The sequence below is a fragment of the Streptomyces sp. NPDC045968 genome (genome assembly GCF_056430475.1).
Genome location: NZ_JBWKLF010000010.1, coordinates 123,135 through 148,344, shown reverse-complemented (window position 1 = coordinate 148,344; position 25,210 = coordinate 123,135). Strand labels below are relative to the sequence as shown.

Genomic DNA, 25,210 nt, shown 5'->3' with positions numbered 1-25,210 from the left:
ACGGGCCGACCATCTCGACCACCGGACCGGCTAAGCGTAACGCTGCCCGGTCAGCGCGGTCGGAGCGCTCCGACCACGGTGGGCGGCGACAGCGCGAGGCCGTCTCCCGTCGAGCGGACGTGGCTCAGTCGGTCTGCTTCTGCCACATCTTGACGGCCGTCTTCGGGTTGGACGCGGAGTTCGACTTGTGCGTCACCGAGCAGCGGTACTGCTTGCCCAAGTACGTGACCCGGTCGTTCGCCGAATACTGCCGGTTGACTTTCCACTCCGAGAATCCCGCTGCCATGGAGGACTTCCTTTCCGCAGACCGACACGCTGTCGGTCTGCGGAAATCCTCCCACGTGCACCGCCGCCTCCCGATCACCTCGGCGCCGCACCTCCACCGACCGGTGAGAGGGTGATCAGGACGCGGGGGGTACCCGCGAGGGCGGGCAGGGGGAGACATGCTGGAAGGGCTGGAAGCGGTGGACTGGCGCGGGCTGGAGGCGGTACGGCCGGACCTGTCGGCCACCGACGTGCCGAAGGTGCTGCGCCGGATCGCGCGGGCGGACGCCCACACCAGGCCGGAGGCCCTGGGGCGGGCGCATGGCGATCTGCAAGACCTCCTCCTGGACTCGGGACGGGTCACCGACGCGTGCACAGCCGCCCTGCCGTTCCTGGTGGACCTCGCCGTTGATCCGGAGACGGTGGCGCGACCCGACGTGGTCGACGTGATCGCGGGACTCGACGCCAACGCGGCGGCCGCTGAGGCCGGTGTGTCGGACCCGGGCTGGGAGACGGCCTGGCGGCGGGAGTGGCCGCGGCTGCGGAGGCTGCTGAGCGACGCCGACCCGGTCATGCGGCGGGCCGCGTTGCGGCTGATATCCGATCGGACCGGCTGCCTGCTGGAGCGGTGGCACGAGGAGAGCGACCGCTCGGTCCGGGTGGCCCTGTCGCTCGCGCTGGGCGAGGCCGCGGCCGTCGAGGACCGTGCGGGCGCGACGGTTGCCGAGGTGCGCGCGGTGCTGGACCGCCTCCTCCATGGCGAGGACCGGGTGCTGCGCGTGGCAGCCGTCGTCGCCACGGCTTCCCTGGACCCGCAGGCGCCACTGCGCGCCTGGCCGATGGTGCTGGAGATCCTGACCGATCCGATACTCGCCCCGGAGTTCGAGCAGGTCTGGTACACCCTGAACTGCGAGTACCCCTACGACCGCAATGCCGTCGCGGGCTGGGTCGTGCACCTCCTGGGGGACGACACGCCGCTGGCGGTCTCGTTCGTGACCGGTCTCGCCGCGGCCGGAAGCCGGACGGGCGACGCGGAACTGCGCCGGTGCGCGCTGGACGAAGCGTGGCGGCTGCTGGTGGACCGGCCGTCGACAGCCATCCCGCTGCTGGCATCGGCGGCCGGCCTGCTGGCCGATCCGGACGACGACGTGCGCTACAAAGCGGTGCATCTGCTGGCGGTGCTCGGCCGCCGGTCGGCCCCGTACGCCGACCGGCTCGCCGCCCTCCTCGACGACCCCGGTGAGTCCCAGTTCTTCGACGGCACCGTCGGCGACCACGCACGGTGGGCACTGACCCGGATCGGGGACCCGCGTGCGCTGCCCGGTCTCGTCGAGCGGCTCGTCGCGCCGTACCGGGACATGCAGGGCCGGGGCTACTGCCTCGGCGACCCGCGCCGGCCGGACGTCGGCGACGTACTCCGGCCCCTGGGCGCACACGCGGGAGAGCTACTGCCCGCCGTGCGGGAGGCGCTGCGGGACGAGGTCGCCCGCGCGGGCTGGCTGGTACGGGAACTCCGGGAGGTGCTCCAGGCGTGGGGTGAGGACCCGATGCTCCCCGGTGAGACGGAACCGCACCCGCCGCTGTGGGAGCCGCCGCTGATGGAAGCGTCGCAGGCGGAGGCGACGGTGCTGGCCTTCACCTCCGACGAGCAGGAGCCGCACTGGACCTTCAGCTCCGCCCTGGCCTCGCTCATCCACCACGGGCACTCCCCCTCCCCACCGGTCCGGGAGGCACTGATCACGCTCCGGTCCGCCGACCGCAGGCTGTCGCAGTACGGCGACTACAGGGCGTTTCTCCAGGACGAGGACCTACGCGAACGGATCGACGCGGTACTCGCGCTGTCCTAGGGACGCCGTCGACATGACGGTGCTTCGTGCCGACTTTCGACCGCACTCCGCAATGCCACTTCGTGCGGGCGCGTTTGAGGCAGCGTCAGGTGCGGCGGGCCAGGACGTAGGCCCGGCGGGTGGCGGCTTCATGGGCGTAAGGGGTGCGCTCCATCTGCATCTCCACCGTAAAGCCGGCCGCTTTCAGCAGTCCGGTGACGTACGCGGGCTCGAAGTAGCGGAAGTCGATGTCGACGCCATGGCCCCACCATTCGTCACGGTGCACGACCTCGTCACCGATGTGGAAGGAGAGGAGAAGGAGCCCGGAGGGCCGCAGTACCCGTCTCGCCTCCTCGAAGGCGCGGTGCAGCTCACCGGGGGCCAGGTGAATGATCGTATAGAAGGCGACTGCGGAGCCGAACTCCCCCTCACCTGCGGGCAGTTCCAGCAGGTTGCCCTGCCGGAACTCCACCTGTGCGAACCGGCGGCCACCGGCCTCGATCATGCCCGCCGAGAGATCGACTCCGACCGTCCGCGCCCCCCTCTCGGCGAGCCAGGCTGCCACGTGCCCGGGGCCGCAGCCGAGATCGGCGATCACACGTCCGGGTTCGGTCTGCTCCAGGAGAGAGGACAGGAGCGCCCGGTCGAGCGGCTTCTCCGCGAGCTCGTCGTGCAACCGGGCCGTGTACTCCTCGGACACCGTGTCGTAGCTGTGGCGTACGGAGTTGTGATGGTCATGATCACCCATGCGTCCCAGCATGCCATGTGGCCGGTGGAACAGGCGTGCCCCTTCAAAAGCAGGCCCCACCCGCGTGTGCTTCGGGGAGGGGATGTTGGGGCGTCTTACGGTCTTCCCATGCGGTCTGTCCCTTGGTGGGTCCTGTTCTCTTCGGTGTGTGCTCCGATCCTGCTGGTCGGCGGCTGGTCGATCTCAGCGGCGCTCCAGGGGCCGGAGTACGACCCCGCGTCGAAAACGATCAGCATCCTGGCGTCGAACGGTGCCAGCGGGTACTGGGTGATGACCTCGTCCCTGATCGCGCTCGGCGTCTGCCACGTCGTCACCGCGTGGGGGCTGCGGCCCGCCGCGTACCCCGGACGCCTGGCGCTGTGCGGCGGCGGAGTGTCGGCGATGCTGCTGCCCGTGTTCCCCGCGCCGAGCAGCGGCGGTTCCATGGAACATGGCGCTGTGGTCGCGGTCGGGTTCGCTCTTCTCGCGCTGTGGCCCGTGCTGGCCGTACGGCGCGAGGCCCCCGGGCGGCGCCGCGCGGCGGGGCTGCCGCTCACGGAGGCCGCGCCGTGGGGTCTGCGCCCGGGGCCGTCCCTCGTCGCCACCGCGCTGATGTGGCTCGGCGGTGCCTGGTTCCTGCTCGCGCTGTTCGTGCACGACACCGCCGGGGCCGCTGAACGCGTCCTGACGTTCGCACAGTCGATCTGGCCTCTTGTGGTGGTCCTCTCCTGCGTGCGGCAGACCAATCGCGACGATCAACTGGTGTGAGGTACAGACCCTTACGCCTCGGCGGAGGCCCCGTCCACGAGCAGGACGATCTTGCCGGTGGTGCGGTCGGTCTCGCCCAGGGCGTGGGCCTTGGCCGCCTCGGCAAGCGGGAAGACCGCCTCGACATGGGCGCGCAGGGCACCCGACTCCACGAGGCCGGCGACGGCGTTCATGCCGGCGTGGTCGGCTTCGACGAGGAGAGTCTCCACGCGTACGCCGCGTTCGGCGGCCTTCGCCGCCTCGTCCGGGTCCGTGCCCGGCAGAAGGGAGACGAGGACGCCGCCGGGGCGCAGGACGTCGAGGGAGCGGATGCGGGTGTCACCGGAGAGCGGGTCGAGGACCGCGTCGATGTCCTGGACGACGTCCCGGAAGTCGGTGGTCCGGTAGTCGATGACCTCGTCCGCGCCGAGGGAACGGACGAAGTCGTGCTTGGGGGCGCTCGCGGTGCCGATCACGTACGCGCCGCGGGACTTGGCGATCTGGACGGCGAGGTGGCCGACGCCGCCCGCTGCCGCGTGGACGAGGACGCGCTGCCCCGCGGTCACGCCCGCGGTGTCGACGAGCGCCTGGTACGCGGTGAGCGCCGCGAGGGGAAGCGCGCCGGCCTGGATGTGGTCGATGCCTGCGGGCTTGCGGGCGAAGGCCCGGGCGGGCGCGGTCACGTACTCGGCGTGTGCCCCGACGCCGTACGGGTAGGGCAGCATGCCGAAGACCTCGTCGCCCGGCTTGAAGAGGGTGACGCCGTAACCGACCGCCTCCACGACACCGGAGACGTCCCAGCCGAGAACGAGCGGCATGCGGTCCAGGAAGAGGCCGCCCGCCCGGTGCTTCCAGTCGGTGGGGTTGAGCCCGGCCGCCTTGACGGCGACGAGGATCTGGCTCGGGCCCGGAGTCGGCTTGGGGAGCTCGGTCTCCTTGAGCACGTCGGGCGTTCCGTAGGTGTCCTGGCTGATGGCGCGCATGGTGGCGTTGTCGGTCATGGACCCAGCTTCGCGGGTACCCGCTCCGCGTACCATGGCACGATTGCCATCTTTCGACAGGATCGTGCCATGCCACCTCGTGCTCACCGTGTCGTCGTTCTCGCCCTGGACGGGGTGTACCCCTTCGAACTGGGCATCCCGAGCCGTGTCCTCGGCTCCGCCGAGGGCCGGTACGAGGTCCTGACCTGCTCCGTCGACGGCAGGCCCGTACGTACCAACGCCGACTTCTCCGTCACTGTCGAGCACGGCGCGGAGGCGCTGCACACCGCCGGGACCGTGGTCATCCCGCCCTACGATCCTGCGCTGCTCACCCGCGAGGTCCCGGCCGAGGTCCGGGCGGCGCTCGCCTCGATCCCTCCGGGCACCCGCATCGTGTCCATCTGCACGGGTGCGTTCCTGCTCGCCGGCGTGGGGCTCCTCGACGGCCGGCCCGCCACGACGCACTGGGCGCTGGCGGCCACCTTCCGGGACTGGTTCCCGCAGGTGGCCCTCGACCCGGACGTGCTCTTCGTCGACGACGGGGACGTGGTGACGTCGGCCGGCGCGGCCTCGGGGGTGGACGTGTGCCTGCACCTCGTACGCAAGGACCACGGCGCCGCCGTCGCCAACCGGGTGGCCCGTGCGTGCGTCGTGCCGCCGTGGCGGGACGGCGGGCAGGCGCAGTACGTCGAACAGCCCGTGCCCGACGAGGTGGCGAACGGGACGTCGGCCACCCGGCAGTGGGCGCTGGAGAACGTGCACGAGCCACTCACCCTGCGCGAGCTCGCCGACCACGCCCGGATGAGTCTGCGGACCTTCGCCCGCCGGTTCAACGAGGAGGTCGGCATGAGCCCGGGGCGCTGGCTGATCCAGCAGCGGGTGGCTCGCGCCCGGTATCTGCTGGAGTCCACCGATCTGCCCGTGGACGACATCGCGGGCCAGGTCGGCTTCGCCACCGGCACCTCGCTTCGCCAGCACCTGCACGCCTCGATCGGAGTCTCCCCGCTGGCCTACCGGCGTACGTTCCGCGGCGGGTCGGTGCATCCGGGTGCGGCGGCCCCGGAAGGGGCGGCGCTCTGAGCCTCTGGCGCCGGGTTGTTCCCAGCAAGCCATCCGAATTCCAATACCAGACATGCGATTCTCCATTGGAAAATCTACGGAGCGCGAGGCTAAGTTCGGGGACATCGCCGCACTGACGACGATCTGCGTCCCAGGTCAGCACGCGCAGAAACGTCGATGCGCGACCACCTCATCCGGGCCCGGACGGGCCCGGTAACCCCGGAGACCGGAGACAACCCCATGTCCAAGATTCTTTTCGTGATGACCGGCGTCGACCACTGGACGCTCGCCGACGGCACCCAGCACCCCACCGGCTTCTGGGCCGAGGAAGCCGTCGCCCCGTACGAGGCGTTCAAGGCGGCAGGCCACGAGGTCGTCGTCGCCACACCGGGCGGCGTCGTCCCGACCGTGGACAAGGGCAGCCTCGCGCCCGAGGCGAACGGCGGCCAGGAAGGCGCCGACAAGGTCGCCGCCGCCCTCGACGCCCTCACCGAGATCAAGAACCCGATCCGGCTGGAGGACGTGAAGCTGAGCGACTACGACGCCGTGTTCTACCCCGGTGGCCACGGCCCCATGGAGGACCTCGCCGTCGACGCCACCTCCGGCAGGCTGCTGATCGACACGCTCGCGTCCGGCAAGCCGCTGGCCGTCGTCTGCCACGCTCCGGCCGCACTCCTGGCGGCGACCCACGCGGACGGCACGAACGCCTTCGCCGGCTATCGGGTGGCCGCGTTCTCCGACGTCGAGGAGACGCAGGCCGGCTTCGCCGACAAGGCGAAGTGGCTGCTGGAGACCCGCCTCGTCGAAGCCGGGATCGAGGTCCGGACCGGCGAGCCCTGGGCGCCGAACGTCGTCGTCGACCGCAACCTCGTCACCGGCCAGAACCCGGCCTCCTCCGCCCCGCTGGCAGCCGAGCTACTCAAGAAGCTGGCCTGACGCCGACCGGCTCGGCGGCGACCCGGGCGCGTACGGACGCACGGTCGGCCGGGGAGACATAGGAATCATTAGGGTGACCGCATGAGGCATACGGATCTCGATGGCGACGGTTCTCCGCCGCACGCCACTCCGCCGCCCACCGCGCCTCTCGCGGCGGACCTGAACCTCCTGCGTACGTTCCTGGCGGTGTACCGCTCCGGGTCGTTCACCGCCGCCGCCAAGCTCCTGGGGCTCTCCCAGCCGACGGTGACGACGCAGATCCGTACGCTGGAGCGTCAGACGGGCCGCGAACTCTTCGAGCGCCTGCCGCGCGGAGTCGCCCCGACCGCCGTCGCCCACGACCTCGTGGCTCGCGTGGCCGCACCCCTCGACGCGCTCGCCGCCGCCACCGGGCAGAGCACAGCGACGGACGAACGCTCCGCTCCCGTACACCTCGCGGGGCCCGCCGAGCTGCTGTGCACCCTCGTCCTGCCGGCGCTCGCCCCCTTGACCGCCGAGGGCGTAAGGCTCCGGGTGAGCATGGACCTCACCGATCCGCTCCTTGAGGAGCTGCGCGCGGGACGCCACGATCTGGTGATCGCCACGGCCCGCCCACGCGGCAGGACGCTGACCGCCGTGCCGCTCATGGACGAGGAGTTCGTGCTGGTCGCCGCGCCCTCCTGGGCCGAACGCCTCAAGCCGCGCCTCGCCACCGTGGGCCCGGCCGCACTGCACACCGTCCCGCTCGTCACGTACGCGGAGGATCTCCCGATCGCCCGCCGCTACTGGCGTCATGTCTTCGGTACACGCCTGTCCTGCACGGCGGCCGTCACCGTGCCCGACCTGCGCGGTGTACGCGCCGCGGTCGTGGCAGGGGCCGGTTACACCGTCCTCCCGCGCTACCTCTGCCTCGACGAACTCGCCTCCGGGGCCCTCGTCCCCCTGCACGAACCGGAAGACCCGCCCATCAACACTGGCTATCTCGTCCAGCGGCCCGGCACTCCGGACAACCCGGACGTCGTTCGGGTCCGGGACCTGCTGCTCCGGGTGGGACGGAGCTGGTGAGTGCCACGCGAGGCGGACGAGCCGCTCGGCGGCCTGGCCGCCGCCCGGGCGGCACATCGGTTCAGCGGCGGATGCGGGCGATGAGCAGGGCCACGTCGTCGTGGTTGTTGGGGTGACGCAGCGCGGCCAGCAGGTGGTCGCAGGTCTTCTCCAGATTGCGCTGTGGTCCGGAGAGGAGACCTAGGAGGGCGTCCAGGCGCGTGTCGATGTCCTGGTCGCGGGTCTCGACCAGGCCGTCGGTGTACAGGAGCAGCTGGTCGCCCGGGTCCAGGTCGACGGCGGTGGTGCGGAAGGGGACGCCGCCCACCCCCAGGGGGGCGCCGGTGGGCAGGTCGAGGAGTTCGGGTGCGTGTCCCGGCCGCATGCGGATGGGAGGCAGGTGCCCGGCGGTGGAGATCTGGCACTGCGCCTTGTGGGGGTCGTAGAGCGCGTAGATGCAGGTGGCGATGTACGGGTCGAGCCCCGCGGTGATCCTGTCCAGGTTGCGCAGCACGTCCGCGGGCGACATGTCCAGACCCGCGAGCGTCTGGGTGGCGGTGCGGAGTCGTCCCATGGTCGTGGCGGCGTTGATGCCGCTGCCCATGACGTCGCCGACGACGAGCGCGGTCCTGTCGCCGCTCAGGGAGAGGATGTCGAACCAGTCGCCGCCCACCTCGATCGAGGCGCCCGCGGGCTGGTAGCGGGAGGCGACCTCGAGTCCGTACAGGCACCGGGGCGGGTCGGGCAGAAGACTGCGCTGGAGGGTGAGTGCCGTGTCCCGCTGCGCCTGGTACCAGCGGGCGTTGTCGATACACACGGCCGCACGGGCGGCCAGTTCGCCGGCCAGAGTGGCGTCGTCATCCGTGAAGGGCAGCGGGTTGCGGGCGCGTGCGAGGTCCAGGGCCCCCAGGACCTCCCCCCGGGCGATCAGCGGGACGGCCAGATAGGAATGGACGCCCGCCTCGGCGAGGAGGGCGGCAGACCGGGCGTCGCGGGCGATGAGACGCAGATCGGCCTCGCTCACGTGCGGGACCATGACGGGCCGGCGCGTGTTGACGCAGCGGGCGATCAGCCGTTCGGCGTCGTAGCGGGCCACTTCACCCGGAGGGTCGGCTGCCGCGACGGCGTCGGAGGGATAGGCGGTGGCGACGGCCAGGGCGCGGAACACCGCCGGCCCGTGCGAGGGATCGGGGTTCCTGTGCCCGTTCAGAACGGCCTCGAGAACGTCCACCGCGCCCATGTCGGCGAGCTCGGGTACGGCGACATCGGCCAGCTCGCGGGCGGTCTGATCCAGGTCCAGCGTCGTGCCGATGCGCACGGAGGCGTCGGCGACCACGCTCAGGCGGTGCCGGGCGCGTTCGGCGTCCAGAGCCGCGCGGTGCCGGTCGGTCACGTCGACCGCCGAGACGCCCACGCCCAGTACCTTCCCGCTGGAGTCCTCCAGGCGGTAGAAGGAGACCGACCAGGCGTGCTCGGTGTCCGGGTCGTCCTGTGTGCGGCCCACGGTGTACTGGTCCACCAGGGGGACGCCGGTGGACAGGACCTGTCGCATCGCGGATTCGACGGTGTCGGCGTCCAGGAACGGCAGCGCTTCTCGTACGCTCCGGCCGAGGTGGTCCTTGGCGGACTTACCGTTGATCCGCTCCAACGCGGGGTTCACCATCACGTACCGCAGGTCCGTATCCACGACGGCCAGCCCGATCGGTGACTGGTCGACCAACCGGACCGACAGGGCCAGGTCGCGTTCCACCCTGCGCAGGGTGGCCTGGTCGGTGGCCAGCCCGAGGGCGTACACGTCCCCGAGGTCGTCCAGGAGCCTCATGTTGCGAAACTCCAGCAGCCGTGTTCCGCCGTCCTTGTGCCGTACGGGGAAGGTGCCCGCCCAGCTCCCTTCGCCGGACATCACCTCGCCGAACAGCCGGAGCACGAGATCGACGTGCTCGTCCGCCACCAGCAGCTGGATCGCGAGCCGGCCGAGTGCCTCCTCGGCGCTGTAGCCGATCAGCTCCTGCGCCTGGGGGCTCCAGAACACGATCCGGCCGTCCGAGTCCAGGACGATGGCCGCCACGCCGAGCACGTCCAGCAGCCCGCCCGGGGGCGAGCCGCGCAGCTCAGCCCGGCCGGGCGGGCCCAGATCGGCCTGGGACCCGTCTGTAGTCATCGTCTGCCGCTCCTTCCGCCGCGGGCAGCCGGTGATCGCACTCCCTCTAAAGGCGCCGTGACCTCTCCCATACTCCCCCGCTTCAGTCGTACGCGCAGCGCTCCGTCACGGGGTTTCGGCGGAAGCGGCGCCCCGCCCGTACCGGCCCGGGGCGACGCCGCGGTGTCCGAGCCGGGGCCGCGTCGAGCGGACCCGGAACCCGGGGCCCCCTCGGCGCCTCTTCGGCGGCCGCGACTGGCAGGCGACCCGGCACTCGGACGGAGCACCCGTCCAGGCAGCGGGCCCGTCCCGGACCGTACGGAGGGCCCGGGGCGCGTTCCCGGCGGCCCGCACGAGCCGGCAGGAAATGATCGGTGGCCGCGACGACTTGGCGGACGGGCCGGTTCCCGGCGGTCCTTGGCGGCGGCCGACGCATCGCTCTGCCGCGAGACACGGGCACCAGGGCAACGCGGGGAAATGCGGGAGCAGATGGGACGTGGATGCCTCCCCTCGCGCTCCGCCGACCGGCGTCGGCCGGACCGCCGTTCCCGGTGGTCGGGGCCGGACGGGAGACATAGACTTGAGTCAACTCCCGCCCCTGCTGGTCTCGCAGTCCCTTCTGCGGACGAATCAGGTAGCGGCACGAGCCGGTCCCCTATCGGTCGACGGTTCGGTCGACGGTCGGAACAGGCGCACGACACCGGATGCTCTTCGGTGACCGCTTGGCTATACGCCGCGGAGATGCTCATGAACCTCACACCTGAGCCGACGAAGCTCCCCCTCGTATACGTCCGTGGATTCGCCGGGGATACTTCAGGCATCAACAGCGCGGTCGAGGACCCCTTTTATGGTTTCAACGAAGGGTCCACGCATGTGCGGGTCGGGGTCGACAACCAGCCCAGCTTCCACCAGTTCGAAAGCCCGCTGCTGCGGCTCCACCTCGACGAGGGATACGAGATCCTCGTAGAAGGCGGCCAGGACTCCTACCTCCAGAGCCACGACCGTATTCCGCCGGACAGCGTCTGGATTCACCGCTTTTACGATCCCTCCGCGACCACATGGAGCGGCGAGCCTTCGCAGTTCCGGCTCGAAGACGCGGCATCGGACCTCCTTCAACTGATCGACAGGCTCAAGGAGAAGAGCGGCGCTCCGCGTGTCCACCTCGTGGCTCACTCCATGGGAGGGCTCATCTGCCGCTGCCTTGTGCAGAAGGTGCTGCCCGACCTCGGACGTGATCCGGCCGACTGCGTCGACAAGTTGTTCACCTACGGCACTCCGCACGGGGGAATCGCCTTCGACGTCGGGTTCGGACTGCTGGAGAAGGTCCGCGACGCCATCGGCATCAATGGTGCGGACATCTTCGGCCCCCGCCGGATGTACGAATACCTGACACCCGAGAGGGACACGGATCCGGACGGTCCTCCCGAGTCCTGGAGCGCCCGCGAGATGCCGGAGGGCAACGGCTCGTTCCCCAGGGAGCGTGTCTTCTGCCTGGTGGGCACGAACCCTCATGACTACGAGGTCGCGCAGGGACTCTCCGCGGCTGCCGTGGGAGCCAGGAGCGACGGGCTGGTACAGATCGAGAACGCCCGTGTGCCGGGGGCGCACACGGCCTATGTGCACCGCAGCCACAGTGGTCGTTACGGCCTGGTCAACTCGGAGGAGGGATACCAGAACCTGCGTCGGTTCCTCTTCGGCGACCGGAAGGTGGAGGCCGCGCTCGTCGGCCACGGCCTGCCCCCGTCGGAGGACTGCGTCGCCTGGCAGGCGGAGGCACAGCTGTCCGTCCGTGGCCTGCCCATCGTGATGCACGAACGGCTGGCCTCCCACTGGTGCCCCATCCAGTTGTCGGGTCAACCACCGCAGCAGACGGATGACGAGCCGGCCGACGAACCGTCCGACGGAGCCGTCGCCCTGGCGACGGTCTTCCTCGGCAGTTCCCTCACCCGGCCGCCCGGCAGTCCTGCCATGCGCTACGCCCTGCATCTGCGCATCCTCACCATTCGTGAGCGCCGCGGCGTCCTCCTGTTCAAGGATCACCTGGAACAGGCCGCCGACTTCGACGACATACTGATCGTGGACATCGGCACGAGCGAATCCGGGTCGGGGATCTGGGCCGCGTGGAACTCCACCATCCCGGGCGCCATCCGGGATCTCGACCTCAGCGGCGAGCCGCTGAGCGACGAGGACCCCGACAGCCATATGTGGGTCGCCCACATCTCCCTCCCGCCGAGCGCCTGGCCGATTCTCGGCGAGAACGCGCAGGTCCGGCTGGTCGTTTCCCCATGGAACTGACTCCCCTTGTCCTTCCGTTCCTTCCGCCTTCCCCTCCCACCGCTTCTCCCGTCTACGCGGAACAGTGAGGCCGACACCATGCACCAGTCCGTGCGCGACCAATGGATCGCGTTCAATGACCCGCTCGAAGGCCGCGTCAACTTCATGTACCTCGATCAGAAGGGATGGGTGAGCACCGGGATCGGCAACAAGATCGACCAGACGGCCGCGGCCAACTCCAGCCCGAGTCCGGCGGAACGGTCCGAGTCGCTGGCCCTGGCCGGTGAACTGCGATGGGTGGACGGCAGCGGCTCCCCCGCGACCGCGGACCTCGTCGCCTCCGACTGGGACAAGGTCAAAGGACGGCTCGATCTCGCGCCGCGGGGACATGGCGCCTTCGCACCCCCCTTCACGTCACTGCACGTGGAGAACGACGAGATCGATCGTCATGTGTTCGCGAAGCTGGACCAGATGGAGACGGTCCTCACCCGCCGCCCCGAGTTCGAAGCCTTCGCCACCTGGCCGGCCAACGCGCAGCTCGCGACCCTGAGCATGTGCTGGGCCCTGGGGCCTTCGTTCAGGTTCCCCACACTCCAGGGGCATGTGCGCGGGCGCGACTGGGCCGGTGCCGCCGACGAATGCCACTTCACCCCGGACGAGGGAACCATCAGGGTCCGGAACAAGCTCGACCGGGCGCACTTCCTGCTGGCCCGGGCCGTCGAGGACCAGGGGCTGCCCGCCGACCGGGTGGCGCTCGACCTGTCCGACGTGTTCGGGGTTCAGGGAGCCCTGCTCGCTCTGCGATACAAGCCGGGAACACAGGACGGTGGGGACGGGCCCATGACCCAAGGCGCGGTCCGGGAGTTCCAGAGCGACAACGGGCTCGACCAGAACGGGGCCTTCAACGACGCGGCCACCCTCGGCGCTCTTGCCACACGGCTGTCCGAGGCGGGGTTCACCGTGCTGGGGGTCTGACCACCGGCCAGGCCGCAGCTCCGGCGCGTGCACGCGATTCCGAGTACCCACGGACCAAGGAGACACATCATGCCCACCGCCACGATCGTCGAACTCTGGTGCGTGAAGCCGGCCACCGGCACGGACTTCGGCCATCTGACTCCACACATTCAAGGCCTGCTCTCGGGCTTCGAGAAAATCTTCATCGACGAGACCGGCCAGGCCCTCACAGCCACCGTGCGGGCGATTCCGGGACTCGTACAGGCACTGGACGAAGTCCGGGCGGACCCCGACAGCGTCTATCTCACGGTCAACTCCGCCAGCGGCCTGGACAACTCGGTGTGGCCGGGCAACGGCGAGACGGTCGACATGAACACCGGCCAGGTCGCGCACCCCTCCATAACGATTCCCTTCGACTTCTCGATGTCCCTGACCCTCAACGAGAAGGACTCCGGGTTCCTGAACAGCGATGACCCGCTGGGGACCATCCGGATCGAGGGAGACGACGACGTAGACAGGGGGAACGTCGCACAGGTGGCCTCGTCGAACATCGAGGGTTCGTTCTACTACGTGACCTACCGGGTGGCCCCCTGACCGCACCCGCCCGTTCCGGAAGGACGGTGATCGTCAGTGGCTGAGGACGAGGGCCGACGGCTGCTCCAACTCCTGCAGCGCGCGTTCATCAGCGCGCTGGAGCGAGCTGTCACAGAGGCCATGCCGAGTCTGTCGAGCCTCCCGGTGGACGAGTCGTTCGCCGCGACGCCGTACGCCGGAAGGATCCTGCAGGCGGTGCATCCGGACCAGCCGGTCCTGGCGGTTCTCGACCGGCTGAGTGCGGCCTCCGGCGCCGCGCACGTGGGGCTGCACGGCTGGCGGGACGCGGCGGGCGACGACGCACCGCACGGGCTGGCGTACGTCGCCACCTCCGGGACCGGCGCGGTCGCGCTCCTGGCCGTCGTTCCCGGAGGGAGCCCGGCGGTCACCGTCCGCGCGGCAGGTCTCAGCGGCGGTTCGCTTCCGGAGCTCCCTCTGCCGGGCGGTTTCACCCTGACCGTCGGCGGCACCACACCCGGTGAACTGGCCGTCGGCCTCTCGTCCGACCAGCCCCCCGCCCCACTTCAGCTCGTCGCCGGCTCCCGCGTCGAGCTGGCTCTGACCCGGTCCGTTGCGGGAGAGCCCCTGGGCATCGAGGGCGGCCCGTCGATCCAGTTCGGTGCGGTGAGCGCCGGGGCGTGGGTCGGCGCCGGCCCTGCCGGGGAACTCGAACGCGGCGGACATCTGCGTCTGACGGGCGGGGAAGTGGTGCTCACACCGGGCTTTCTTCGCAGCATGCTCCCGGTCGACCTGGCCTTCCCGCTCGACGTCGGCCTGGAGGTGGCACCGGGCAGCGGCGTCGTCATGGCCGGCAGTCCCTCGCTGCGCGCCCGGCTGACGGGCTCCACCGGGCGCTGGCTGGACCTGGCGGCCGAGCTCCCCGACACCGCCGACGCGACAACGATCCGTATCTCCTTCCGCACGTCGCTCACCATCGCCCTGCCGGCCGCACCGGTCGAGATCGAGGTCGGCGGCCTCGGATTCAGCCTCCCGGTCTCGGTGGACCCGGGTACGCCGCTCCTGCCGGAACCGTCGGGGCTGCTTCCCGCGATCCCCGACGGGGTGGGGGTCTCCCTCGATCTGCCGGTCGTCGCCGGAACCGGCATCATGGCGCGGATCGGCGATGATCTGGCCGGCGCCCTCTCCGTGCGCATCCCCCCGATGTCGGCCGCCGCCTTCGGCGTGCTCTCCCCGGCGAACGGCGAGAACCCGCTGTCCTTCCTCGTCATCATGGGGGCGACGTTCCCGCCGCCCGGCATCCAGATCGGGTTCGGGTTCGGCATCTCCGGAGTGGGCGGGATCGTCGGTGTGAACCGGCGGATCGACCGTGACGCCCTGCTGCGCGCGGTCTCCGACGGCACCGCGGCGCAGATCCTGTTCCCCTCGGACCCGGTGGGTGCCGGGCGGAAGACGGTCGAGGCCCTTCCCGCGATGTTCCCGGCTGCTCGGGGCTCCGTCGTCACCGGCCCGATGTTCCAGGTCAGCTGGGGCGCCCGGATCGTGACGGGGAGTGTCGCCGTGGTGGCCGAGGCGGGCAGGCAGATCCGGCTGACCATCCTGGGCAAACTCGTGATCGCCCTGCCGGACCCGGCCGCGCCCCTGGTCTTTCTCCAGGTCACGTTCGCCGGCTTCATCGACCCGGCCGAGCCCAGCGTCATGTTCGTCGCCGGCCTCGCCGGGTCCCACATCGTGGGGGCGGCGCTGACGGGTGACCTCCTGCTGCTGACCCGTGGCGGCGCGGACCCGGCCCTGGTGATCAGCGCGGGCGGATTCCACCCGGGCTTCCCCGTGCCGACCGGCATTCCGCCACTGCGGCGCCTTTCGATGGATCTGTGCCCGGCGGCGTGGATGGAGATGCGGTGCGAGACCTACTTCGCGATCACGTCGAACACCCTGCAACTGGGAGCCCACCTCGAACTGGTCGCCGAGGTTTCCGGCTGCGGCCTGCGTGGCTTCCTCGGTTTCGACGCGCTGGTGCAGTACGACCCGTTCCACTTCGTCGCCGACGTCGGCGGAGGGATCGCGCTGCGGGCTTTCGGCCGCACCCTCATGGGTGTCAGTCTCGCCCTCCATCTGGAGGGCCCCGCGCCGTACCTCGCCCGTGGGCGGGGCTCCATCGACCTGTTCCTGTTCGAGGTCTCCTTCGACTTCGAGATCGGCTGGGGGTCCCCGGCTCCCGCACTGGGCGGGCGCGATGTGGGCGGGGACCTGAAACGGGCCCTCGCCGAGCCTGCCGCCTGGCGGTCGCGCGGGTCCGGCAGGCAGGACTTCCGGCTCACCACGCGCGCGGAGAAGTCCCTGGTGGACGCCACCGCCGTGGACCCGTACGGGACCGTCTCGGTGCGCCAGGAGGTCGTCCCGTTCGGGGTGGAGATCCAGCGGTACGGCGGAGTGCCGGTGCCCGCCCAGTTGTGGGACATCGCCGAGGGGGAGTTCGCGGCCGGGGAACCCGCCGACCACACCACCGAGGTCCGGGCCGATTTCGCACCGGGCCTGTTCGTGGCGAGCGGGTCGGACGACGAGGCCATGACCAAGGACGCGTTCGTGAGCCTGCGGGCCGGGATGGAGCTGCATCCCGCAGCGGCGACAGGCGCGGAATCCCGCCCTGTCGGCCTGGTCTGGGAGGAACGGGTGCTGGCTCGCGACATCCCGATGCCGGTGCGGTCGCCGGTGGGAGCGTTGTTGGCTTTCGGCTCCCTGGAATCGTTGATCACGGCCGCCGTGTTCGGCCACCCCCGCTGGTGGGTGGCGCCGGACATGGCCGTCACGGTCGCGGCGGCTCCCCCGGTGGCGGCCGCGTCGGCGTGGTCGATGGCCGGCAGCGAACTCAGCGCCGTCACCGGCCTGGAGATGGCGCAGGCCGTCGCGCGTTCCGGCGGGGCACTCATGACTGTCGAAGCGTGGGAGATGTGACCCGATGGCCGACCTGGTGTTCAGCTCATACGCGCAGGGCCCTCTGGGCGAGGCGATCAGGACCCCCGACACCATGGACACGCTGCCTCCGCCCACGTTCACGCCGGCGGTCACGCTTCTGGGGCCGGGCGCGGGAGCGGAGCCCTCGAAGGACCCCGTTCCCGGCCCGCCCACCAGGCTGCTCGGGCCCGGCGACGTCACCGGCCTCAAGCCCGGTTGCGTACTGCGGCCCGAACCGGCCAGCGGTGCCGTGGACATCGAGCCCAACTACCTCGCCTCGGTCGAGGTGAGCCCGGTCGAGCTGCCCTGGGTCCTCACACCGGCGAAGGCGAACGGGGGCAGGCTGCGCCCGTGGCTGGTGCTCGTGGTGCTGGAGAAGGCCGAAGCCCCGCTGAGCGACGGTCCTGTGCTGCCCATCGTCGAGGCCGACACCGCCCGCCTTCCGGACCTGCGCGACTCCTGGGGCTGGGCACACGTCCAGCGTGCCGCCGGAGACGGCCCGGTCATCGGCGAGGGGACGCCGACCGCCCCCGCGACAGCCCGGCTGATGTGCCCGCGGCGGCTCGCCGCAGGGGTCACCTACCGGGCGTGTCTCGTACCGGCCTTCGACACCGGCGTAGCCACCGGCCTCGGCACTCCCCTCCCTCCGGAAACACCGCACGGGCCCGCCTGGAGGGTGGACGGCGCGGGTTCCGTCCGGTTGCCCGTGTACTACGAGTGGTCGTTCACCACAGGCCCCGAGGGGGACTTCGAGCAGCTGGTCACCCGGCTGCGGCCGGCGGACCCCGAGTCGCTGCGGGTCTCCGCGGTGCGCCCGGTCGACGTACGAGCGCCCTGGCCGGGCGACGTCCCGCTCAGTGACACCGCCCAGACGGTCGGGGTCCAAGGGGCGCTGATCCCGTTCGCCGATCCTCCGGAGCCGGAGAACGCCGCGACTCCCGAGGTCATGAGCGCACTCGACGAACGTCTGCGATCCGCGTTGGACGCTCCCGCACGGCGGCTGATGGGCGCGGCGGCAGGCGACGGTGACGGTGCGATCGATGTCCCCGAGGGTGCGACACCCGAGGACCGTGCCGGTGCGCTCGCCCCTCCTCTGTACGGCGCACGGCACGTGTCGCAGGACCTCGTGGCCGCCGATCCCGCGTGGATCGGCCAGCTGAACGCCTCCGTCGCGAACCGCATCGCCGCCGGGCTCGGCACGCAGTACGTCCGCACCCATCAGGAGGATCTGATGGCCAAGGCGTGGGAGCAGGTCGGCGCCATCCGCGAAGCGAACCGCCGGCGTGCCACGGTCGAGTTGACCACCGAGGTCTCCGAGCACATGCACCAGCGGCATGTCAGCCCTCTCCAGCACGGAGAGGTGCTGGCTCTGGCGGCCCCCGCCCAGGCCCGCGTGCGTACCAGCGACTCGACCACTCTGTCGATGGAACTGCGCATGAGCTGCCTGGCGGACGGGATCGCGAGTTCGGCCTTCGCTCGGCGGCTGAGGCCCACCGGGAAGCTGGCACGGCGCTCGGGTGTGTCGGTGTCCGGAATCGTGCCCCGCGGCCTGGTGGGCGAGATCGGCGTCCCGGCCGGCACACGGATCGTCCCGGCCACACCGGCCGTCGATCCCGTGGGCGCGCAGACGGTGATCTCCCTCGCGGCGGCCGACCAGTTGATGGTGATGAGCGCGCTGGCCAACGTGGCGAGCCTCAACGGGATCGCCGGCGGCGGCGAGCTCCAGGAGCGTATGAGCGCCCTCTCCCTCGTCCCCCGTATGAGCACTCTCATGGCCGCCGGGGACCTCCCCTCACTCGCCGCCGAGATCGTCGGGCAGGTCGACACGGTCACGGCGGCGACCGAGCAGGTGCTGACCGACATGACCGCCAACCATGCCTTTGGTGACGTGTCGGAGAGCGGTGTCCCCATCGTCGCGGAGCAGATCGCCGGCCGGGTACGCGAGGGCCTGTTCCCCGGAGCGAGTCACTGGTCGCGGCTGGCCTCGCAGACGTCGGTTCCCGAGCTGCTGGCACCGGCCGGTTCCACCGATACGGTCATGGCCTGTCCCCAGTTCCCGGTGCCGACCGCGCTCGCCCTGCGGGATTCCGATCCCGAGTGGCTCATGCCGGGGCTGGGCGGGGTGCCGACGAACCGGGTCGCCCTGCTGCGGCAGAACTCGGCGTTCATCGAGTCCTACCTCGTCGGGATCAACCACGAGATGATGCGGGAGCTGCTCTGGCGTGAATACCCGACGGACCGCCGCGGCACCCCCTTCGCCACGTTCTGGCCGCGCCCCGACGGGTCTCCGGACATCGCGCCGATCCATACCTGGACCGACCCGGCGGCCCTGGGAGACCGGCTGCTGCAGGACGAGACGCTGGCCGTGCTCCTGGTACGCGGCGAAGTGCTGCGCCGCTACCCGGGCACGGTGGTGACGGCGGTCCGCTCCGGGCCGCCGGATGAGCAGGGCCATCACCGCCCGGACGCCGGAAGCCCCCCGCTGGCACCGTCCTTCGTGATCCCGGTCGACGCCCAGACCAACGCGTACGCCTTCGTGATCCCGGAGGCGGAGCTCATGACTCCCGCGAGTCCACTGGCCCCGGGATGGTTCTTCGTGTTCTCCGAGAACGGCTACCGCATCCGCTTCGGTTTCGACATGCCGCCCCCGCCTGCCGCTGACCTCGCCGACTGGAACGACGCCACATGGCCCGCATCCGAGGGGTCGCACCCCGCGTTCGTGCCGGTGCTGCGCTCCCACGCGATCGCCGGGCAGCCGTTCGGACCGCCGAGCGCCGCGGCCGCCGATCAGCCCCTGTGGAACCGCGACGCCGCCGACATCGCACGGATCTGCCTGCAGAGACCGTTCCGCGTCGCCGTGCAGGCCGACATTCTGCTACAGCCCGGGAGTGGTGTGTGATGTCCGAGATCACCGAGGCGAGGCTCGCCGTGGGTTCCGCGCGTGCCGCACGCGAGGTCGCTCTGCGGGACCTGCACACCACCGAGGCCGCAGCGAACCGTCTGCGCGAACCGGACGGCAGCCTGCCCGTCGTCGAGGGCAACCAGGAGTTCGCGGACCGGGTGGAGGCGCTCCGGGGGTCGCTCGCCGTGACGGCGACCGCCCTCGACCAGGCCGAGATGGTCCTCGCCGAGGCGACTGCGGCGTACGAGGTGCTCGCGGGCCTCTCGCCGCTGTTCCCGACCGACAATCTGGGTCCCGTCCTGCTGCTGCCCCTGCGGCTCGAAGCGATTTACGCGATGCGTGAGGACGGGACCGCCGAGCTGCGTATCCGGGTCTACCCGGACGACGTGCACGTGGACAGCCACGAGGCCGCCCTGACCGACGGTGAACGGACGGCCGGTACGGCCTACTGGCGTGAGGTGTTCGCCGCGGGCGATGACGCGCAGCGACGCCGAGCCGCCTGGGCCACGCTGGTGACAGCGGTCGGCGGTGAGCGGGCGACCTGGATCCGGGAAGCACTCACACCGACGGGTGAGCCGCCGGGCGAGCCGGTCTTTCCCCCGGTGGAAAGCCGCCCGGAGGCGTGGAACAGGGCCGCGCGGACCCTGCTGCTCCCGGACCGCCTGGAGTTCTCGGCCTACCGTGACGGCGCGCTGGTCTGGCGGACGACGGGCGCCGACATACCCGACACCCTTCCCCTGGGAGTCGCGCCGCAGCCGGGCGGCGACGACGGCGGGGAGGAGGCCGACGCGCTGCCGTTCGACGCGAACAGCCGCTGGCTGGTGGACTTCGACGCGGCGGTCGCCGTGGGCATGGGACTCGCCGCTCCGCTGGACTCCGAGACCGACCGGTTCGATCTGCTCACCGTGGTCGGCGTCGGCAGTCAGGACGCCGCCACCGGGGCCCAGCGCGTCCAGGACGCACTCGCGGCGCGTGTGTTCACGGACGGTCTGTCGACGATTCCTGTCGGCACCCCGACCAACAACACCCCGGAGAGCAGAAGCGGTTGGCGGACCCGTGGCGCTCCCACGGAGCCGGACGTGGTGGCTGCCTGGCGTGCGGCGTACGACCCGTCCGGTCCCCAGGAGGCGGCACGCCTGGCACGGGCGCTCGGTATCGACGGGCAACCGGTGCTGGCGCGGATCTGCGACCCCGAGAGCGGCGACGAGGTCCTGTTGGAGAAGCTGCACCGGCTGCGGGCGGAGACCACCGCCTGGTCGGGGGTCTGGCAGCCCGCCGTGGACAGCAACAAGGCCCATGGCCCCGCCGACGCCCCGTGGTACGACGCCGCCTCGAAGCACTTCACGGCGCATGTCCGCGGACGGGGTCCGTTGCCGTTGCTGCGGATCGGGCGCCAGCCCTACGGTGTTCTGCCGGTGAGTTCGCTGGACCTGTGGCGGGGCGAGGACGGGGACGACCCCCTCGCCCAGCACGTGGGGTCCTTCGCCGCGGCGTTCGCCGAGCATGTCGACCGGGCGGTCCAGGTGGGCGAGGGAACCGATCAGGACGCCACGCTGCTCGACGTCCTCAGCCGGGAGGCCTCACCACGGGAGATCGCCGACTGGCCGCACTTTCTCGACGGGATGGACCAGGCGCCCCCGCCGGCCGCGGCCGGCTCGGTGCCGCCCACCCTGGGTCTCGCCTGGCAGCAGCAGTCACGGTTCCCGGCGGACGAGGCGATACCGCCCCTGGAGCCTGAGACGGTCACCCCGTTCCCGGACGAGATCCCCGCGGACCTGCGCGCCTTCCTGGACGCACGGCCGCTGGCCCAGCTGCTCGTGCTGTTCGACGAGACCCTTGCCCGGATGCGCCAGACTCGGGCCGCGCCGGTTCCGGAGGAGTTCGAGGCGCAGTACGGTCCCATCGCCTCGACCCTGTGGCAGCTGCGGACCGAGCCGACCCACAGCCTCTTCTACAGCCACGCGGAGTGGGCGTACAACGCGATCTCCAACACGCTGAGGTCCGGGCCCGTTCTGCCCGACGCGATCAACCGGGCCATCACCGACGCGCAGGCACTGCGCACGCTGTTCGCCGGATACGTCGCTCTCGAGGACGAGGCCGTGGAGGATCTGTCGCGCGTCGAACGGCTCTTCCGCGAGACCCTGGAACCGCTGTCGCACCGGGTCGACGCCTGGGTGTCCTCGCTCTCCACTCGCCGCCTGCACCACCTGCGCGAGCGGCTCCCCACGGGAATCCGCACCGGGGCGTACGGCTGGCTCACCGACGTCGAGCCCACCGATCCCAATCCGCCGCGCGAGGGTTACGTCGTCACTCCTTCCCTGCACCACGCCACCACCGCCGCTGTTCTCCGGTCCGGGTGGCAGGCGCACTCCGCCAAGACCTCGTTCGCCGTCGACATCCAGTCCGCCCGCGTCCGCCGGGCGCAGGCCATGACCGAAGGGATACGCGGCGGGCAGACCGTCGCCGCACTGCTCGGCTACCAGATCGAACGGGCGCTGCACGACGCCCGGCTGGACGTGTTCATCGCGGGTCTGCGGCACGCGTACCCGCTGGCCCCGCTCGTGGAGCCGGAGGGGGCGGACGTCACGCAGGCGCGGGACTCGATCGGGGCGCGTAACGTCGTCGACGGACAGGCGCTGCGACGCGACCGTGCGAGGCTCGACGACGACGCCGCCCTCGCGGCCGCTGTCGGTCAGGACCCCGGCGTGAACGCTCCGGTGCTGCGCCGCATGGTGGCGGAACTGGACGAGACGTTCGACGCGGTGGGCGACCTGTTGCTGGCCGAGAGCGTGCATCAACTCGTCGGCGGCAGTGCTCTGCGCGCGGGTCTCGCCGCCGACGCGGCCGGCCGGGGGCAGGATCTGCCGCAGGACTTCGACGTACTCCGTACCCCTCGCAGCGGCATCGCGGTCACGCACCACGTGGGGATGGTCCTGCCCGGCTCCCCCGGCGAGGGCTGGGCGAACGACCGGCCGCTGGCCGTGCTGGAGCCCGGGGTCGAAGGGTGGGTGCGCCGCCGGCTCGGTCCGGCCGAACAGTGGCAGGTCGGACCCGCCCTCGGTGATCTCGGCTGGTGCGCACTCGACGTCCTCGTCGCCCCTGCGGAGTCGCTGCGCGCGCTGCTCGCGGCCCGGGGACCGGTGGACGGGCCGGTCTTCGAGCGGCTGATGCTGCTGTGCGAGCGCCTGCGGGCGGTGCTGGCCGGCGCGGTGCCGCTCTCCGCCAGTCACTTCGATCCAGGGGCCGTCTCGCCGTCGGCCGGATACGACCTGGGCGACCTGGACCGCAGGGTCCGCCCGTGGCTGACCCGAGTCCGGGCCGCCGCGGCGGCTCTCGCCGCCGCCGGGGACACCGCGCCGGTCGTCGCCGAACTCACCGCGCTCGGAATTCCGGCGGGGACCGGTGGACCGGCCGGTGACGTCGACGGGCTGCGCGTCCTGCTCGAGTCCGTCCCCCTGGACGACGCGCCGTCGCCTCCCGACGCCGCTGCGGACCCTGCCGCCGCCGACCTGTGGCTGCTGAACCTGCTGAAGGTCACGTCCGACCTCCTGCACCCGGCGGTCCGGGTGGTGCCGAGACTGACCGTGGGCCTTCCGCCCGCGCCGTCGCCCGATCCGTCGGTCGACGAGGTGGGTGACTGGCTACGGGACATGGCGCTGGTACGGCCGAAGGTCGACGCGCTCGACGGGGCGCTGGTCGCGGGCGAGGTTCTGGCGGCGTCCGCTCCCGGCGGGCTGCTCGTCGCCCAGCAGCCGTTGCCCGCGGGGGGCGCGGGCCAGTGGCTGGCGACCTCCGCACCGCCGGAGGGCCCCAAGACGCGGTGCGCACTGGTGCTGGAACACGACGGCGCCCGCGAGTGCCACAGCGGTCTGGTGGCGGATTCGTGGTCCGAAGTCCTCCCACGGGCGCCCGGCGCGCAGGGTCCCGAAGAAGTCGTCGGAGTGGCGTTTGACTTCGACCGTCCTGGTGCTCGCGCACCGCAGGCCCTGCTCATCGCCGTACCGCCGGACCTGAGCCGTGGCTGGTGCCTGGAGGACATCCACGCCTGCGTCGAGGAGACGCTGCTCCTGGCCCGCGTCCGTACCCTCGACCTGGCCGACCTGCCCGAACTGGCGCCGGTGCTGCCGATCCCCCAGGGGGTGTCGTGATGGGCCGTTACGAGACACCGTCACGCGGACACGGGATCGGGGAAGGGCTCTCGGCCCTGCTCCACGATCCGCTCTGGATGCTCGGCCGGCAGTGGCAGTTCGGCGAGTACCGTCACGAGAACGCCGCGTCCCCCGCCTGGGCCGAGATCTCGGCACAGGCGCACGTGGTCGACGAGTGCCGCACGCCCGACGCTCCGTCGTGGCAGCCCTTCGACGTGGCGCGGGCGCCTCTGGAACGGATCGTCGAGGAGCACGGCGGAGGTCCTTCTCCCCGGCTCCGGATGGAGGGCGGCCTACGGCTGCGGAGGACGCTGGCGGCGGCCGGCAGGGCCGGTGACCTCGCCGCCTTCGTCGCGCACTGTCCCTTCCCCGCGGCACCGATGGTCGACGTCGGGGACGGGACGCTCCGATCGGCGCTGCCCGACGGTGCGCGGCTGGCTCCCTGCCTCGAAAAGCTGGCGGACGCCGGCACCCGGGCCGCCGAGCTGGAGGCGCTGCGGGGCCAGGGGCCCGTCGCCTCCACCGACGCCGAGCTGGGCGAGCTGGCCCAGGCCTGGCTGGCCTGGTGGCAGCCGCGGGTGCCGGAGGCCATCCCCGAGACGGAGGACTGCTGGGACGAGCACCGCCTTGAGCATCGCTTCGCGCTGCGGGCTTCGGGGCTGCCGGAGCTGGAGCTGCGGGCGGGCGAATACGTCGGCGGCCGGCTGGACTGGTCCTCCGTGGACGCGGTCGCCGTGGACGCCGGGGCCGTGGAGGGTGCGCCGGGCGGGCCCTTGCAGGTGGACCAGGTGTGCGTACCGGCCCCGGCACGTTTCGGGGGAATGCCGGCGGCCCGGTTCTGGGAGATGGAGGACGCCCGTTTCGACCCGGGATCGATCGACGCGGCGCCGATCGACCTCGGCCGGCTGATGCTGGCCGGTTACGCGACCGTGTACGGCAACGACTGGTTCGTGGCGCCCGTTCGGCTGCCCGTGGGGACACTGAGCCAGGTCGAGCGATTCATGGTCCACGACGTCTTCGGGCGGACCACACAGCTGACCGCGGTGGCCGCCGATCAGGACGGCTGGAACCTCTTCGGGCTGACCCAGGCCGATCAGCCGCTCACTGCCGGTCAGGAGCGGCCTACCAGCCCATGGTTCTTCCTGTCCCCGTCGCTGCCCGGCTGGCTGGAGAGCGCGCCGACGGACGTCGTGATGCTGCTCCGCGACGAGATGGCCAACGTGGCGTGGGCCGTCGAAGCCGTCGTCTGCGACGACCAGGGGCGGCCCCGCGACAGGTTCGAGGAATGGGCGGCGCGCGAGGTCCCCGCTCCCCCCGAGACCGAGGTGCCCGCGTACCAGGTGGCGTCGGAGATTCCCGACCACTGGTTCCCGCTGATGCCGGAACAGCTCGAGGACCAGGAATCGATCCAGCTCCGGCTGGTGCCCCTGACCCGGCTGGTGGACGGTGCGGTGACCCATGTGACGCCCGCGGGCACGTTGCTGCCGACAGGTGACACGTGGCTGCACGAGGAAGAGGTGCCACGCTCCGGCGTTCAGGTGGTGCGCACCTGGCAGCACGCCCGCTGGCACGACGGGTCCCGCCATCTGTGGCGGGCACGGCACAAGCAGACCGGCCACGGCGAGGGCGACAGCGGGCTGCGCTTCGACGCGGTCCAGGGGCCTTAGGCCGACTCGGCCCCGCATCGGAGTCTCCGGCCACCCATCAGAACGGAGAAAGGCTC

The 25,210-nt window shown here is 71.4% G+C and carries 16 protein-coding genes; 12 read left to right on the top strand and 4 right to left on the bottom strand.

Annotated features, from left to right (window positions below; translation table 11 throughout):
- Positions 1-124: 124 nt before the first annotated feature.
- The gene (locus AC07FA_RS27325) at positions 125-286 is read right to left on the bottom strand and encodes a carbohydrate-binding protein (protein WP_479078974.1); all 162 of its coding nucleotides are present in this window, start codon (positions 284-286) and stop codon (positions 125-127) included.
- A gap of 157 nt (positions 287-443) precedes the next feature.
- On the opposite strand from AC07FA_RS27325, the gene AC07FA_RS27320 reads away from it, so the two are divergent.
- On the top strand, positions 444-2,111 hold the full coding sequence (locus AC07FA_RS27320; protein WP_479078973.1) for a hypothetical protein: 1,668 nt from the start codon (positions 444-446) through the stop codon (positions 2,109-2,111).
- An 85-nt stretch (positions 2,112-2,196) separates the two neighbouring features.
- Here AC07FA_RS27320 and AC07FA_RS27315 read toward each other — a convergent pair whose 3' ends face one another.
- Positions 2,197-2,838 carry a class I SAM-dependent DNA methyltransferase gene (locus tag AC07FA_RS27315; RefSeq protein ID WP_479078972.1) on the bottom strand — a complete coding sequence of 214 codons (642 nt, stop codon included), beginning with the start codon at positions 2,836-2,838 and terminating at the stop codon, positions 2,197-2,199.
- A 108-nt stretch (positions 2,839-2,946) separates the two neighbouring features.
- On the opposite strand from AC07FA_RS27315, the gene AC07FA_RS27310 reads away from it, so the two are divergent.
- Entirely contained in the window at positions 2,947-3,585 is a 639-nt protein-coding gene (locus tag AC07FA_RS27310) for a DUF998 domain-containing protein (RefSeq protein ID WP_479078971.1), read from the top strand.
- 11 nt (positions 3,586-3,596) lie between these two features.
- Here AC07FA_RS27310 and AC07FA_RS27305 read toward each other — a convergent pair whose 3' ends face one another.
- Complete coding sequence (locus tag AC07FA_RS27305) at positions 3,597-4,547, bottom strand: NADP-dependent oxidoreductase (protein WP_479079142.1); 951 nt, start codon at positions 4,545-4,547, stop codon at positions 3,597-3,599.
- 87 nt (positions 4,548-4,634) lie between these two features.
- Here AC07FA_RS27305 and AC07FA_RS27300 point away from each other — a divergent pair, with 87 nt between their 5' ends.
- From AC07FA_RS27300 to AC07FA_RS27290, 3 genes are all read left to right on the top strand, one after another.
- Complete coding sequence (locus AC07FA_RS27300) at positions 4,635-5,624, top strand: GlxA family transcriptional regulator (RefSeq protein WP_479078970.1); 990 nt, start codon at positions 4,635-4,637, stop codon at positions 5,622-5,624.
- Between the two features lie 219 nt (positions 5,625-5,843).
- Positions 5,844-6,539, top strand: coding sequence for a type 1 glutamine amidotransferase domain-containing protein (locus tag AC07FA_RS27295; protein ID WP_479078969.1), 696 nt, complete (start codon positions 5,844-5,846; stop codon positions 6,537-6,539).
- A gap of 81 nt (positions 6,540-6,620) precedes the next feature.
- Positions 6,621-7,583 carry a LysR family transcriptional regulator gene (locus tag AC07FA_RS27290; protein WP_479078968.1) on the top strand — a complete coding sequence of 321 codons (963 nt, stop codon included), beginning with the start codon at positions 6,621-6,623 and terminating at the stop codon, positions 7,581-7,583.
- Between the two features lie 61 nt (positions 7,584-7,644).
- Here the strand turns inward: AC07FA_RS27290 and AC07FA_RS27285 are convergent, their stop codons facing one another.
- Entirely contained in the window at positions 7,645-9,723 is a 2,079-nt protein-coding gene (locus AC07FA_RS27285; RefSeq protein ID WP_479078967.1) for a SpoIIE family protein phosphatase, read from the bottom strand.
- A 726-nt stretch (positions 9,724-10,449) separates the two neighbouring features.
- Between AC07FA_RS27285 and AC07FA_RS27280 the strand changes: the two genes are divergently transcribed.
- The 7 genes from AC07FA_RS27280 (at position 10,450) to AC07FA_RS27250 (ending at position 25,154) form a co-directional block, all read left to right on the top strand.
- Positions 10,450-11,997: an esterase/lipase family protein gene (locus AC07FA_RS27280; RefSeq protein WP_479078966.1), complete on the top strand. Its 1,548-nt coding sequence runs from the start codon at positions 10,450-10,452 to the stop codon at positions 11,995-11,997.
- 78 nt (positions 11,998-12,075) lie between these two features.
- A complete protein-coding gene (locus tag AC07FA_RS27275; RefSeq protein ID WP_479078965.1) occupies positions 12,076-12,951 on the top strand; it encodes a peptidoglycan-binding domain-containing protein in 876 nt (291 codons plus the stop codon).
- A gap of 69 nt (positions 12,952-13,020) precedes the next feature.
- Positions 13,021-13,524, top strand: a complete 504-nt coding sequence (locus tag AC07FA_RS27270; RefSeq protein ID WP_479078964.1) for a hypothetical protein — start codon at positions 13,021-13,023, stop codon at positions 13,522-13,524.
- Between the two features lie 36 nt (positions 13,525-13,560).
- Complete coding sequence (locus AC07FA_RS27265; protein ID WP_479078963.1) at positions 13,561-16,437, top strand: DUF6603 domain-containing protein; 2,877 nt, start codon at positions 13,561-13,563, stop codon at positions 16,435-16,437.
- 4 nt (positions 16,438-16,441) lie between these two features.
- Positions 16,442-19,336 (top strand): hypothetical protein, encoded by a 2,895-nt coding sequence (locus AC07FA_RS27260; protein ID WP_479078962.1) that lies wholly within the window; start codon positions 16,442-16,444, stop codon positions 19,334-19,336.
- Complete coding sequence (locus tag AC07FA_RS27255) at positions 19,336-23,487, top strand: hypothetical protein (protein WP_479078961.1); 4,152 nt, start codon at positions 19,336-19,338, stop codon at positions 23,485-23,487. The genes AC07FA_RS27260 and AC07FA_RS27255 overlap by 1 nt, the downstream gene beginning before the upstream one ends.
- Positions 23,487-25,154: a hypothetical protein gene (locus AC07FA_RS27250; RefSeq protein WP_479078960.1), complete on the top strand. Its 1,668-nt coding sequence runs from the start codon at positions 23,487-23,489 to the stop codon at positions 25,152-25,154. Before AC07FA_RS27255 ends, AC07FA_RS27250 begins: the two co-directional genes overlap by 1 nt.
- The last annotated feature ends 56 nt before the right edge of the window (positions 25,155-25,210 follow it).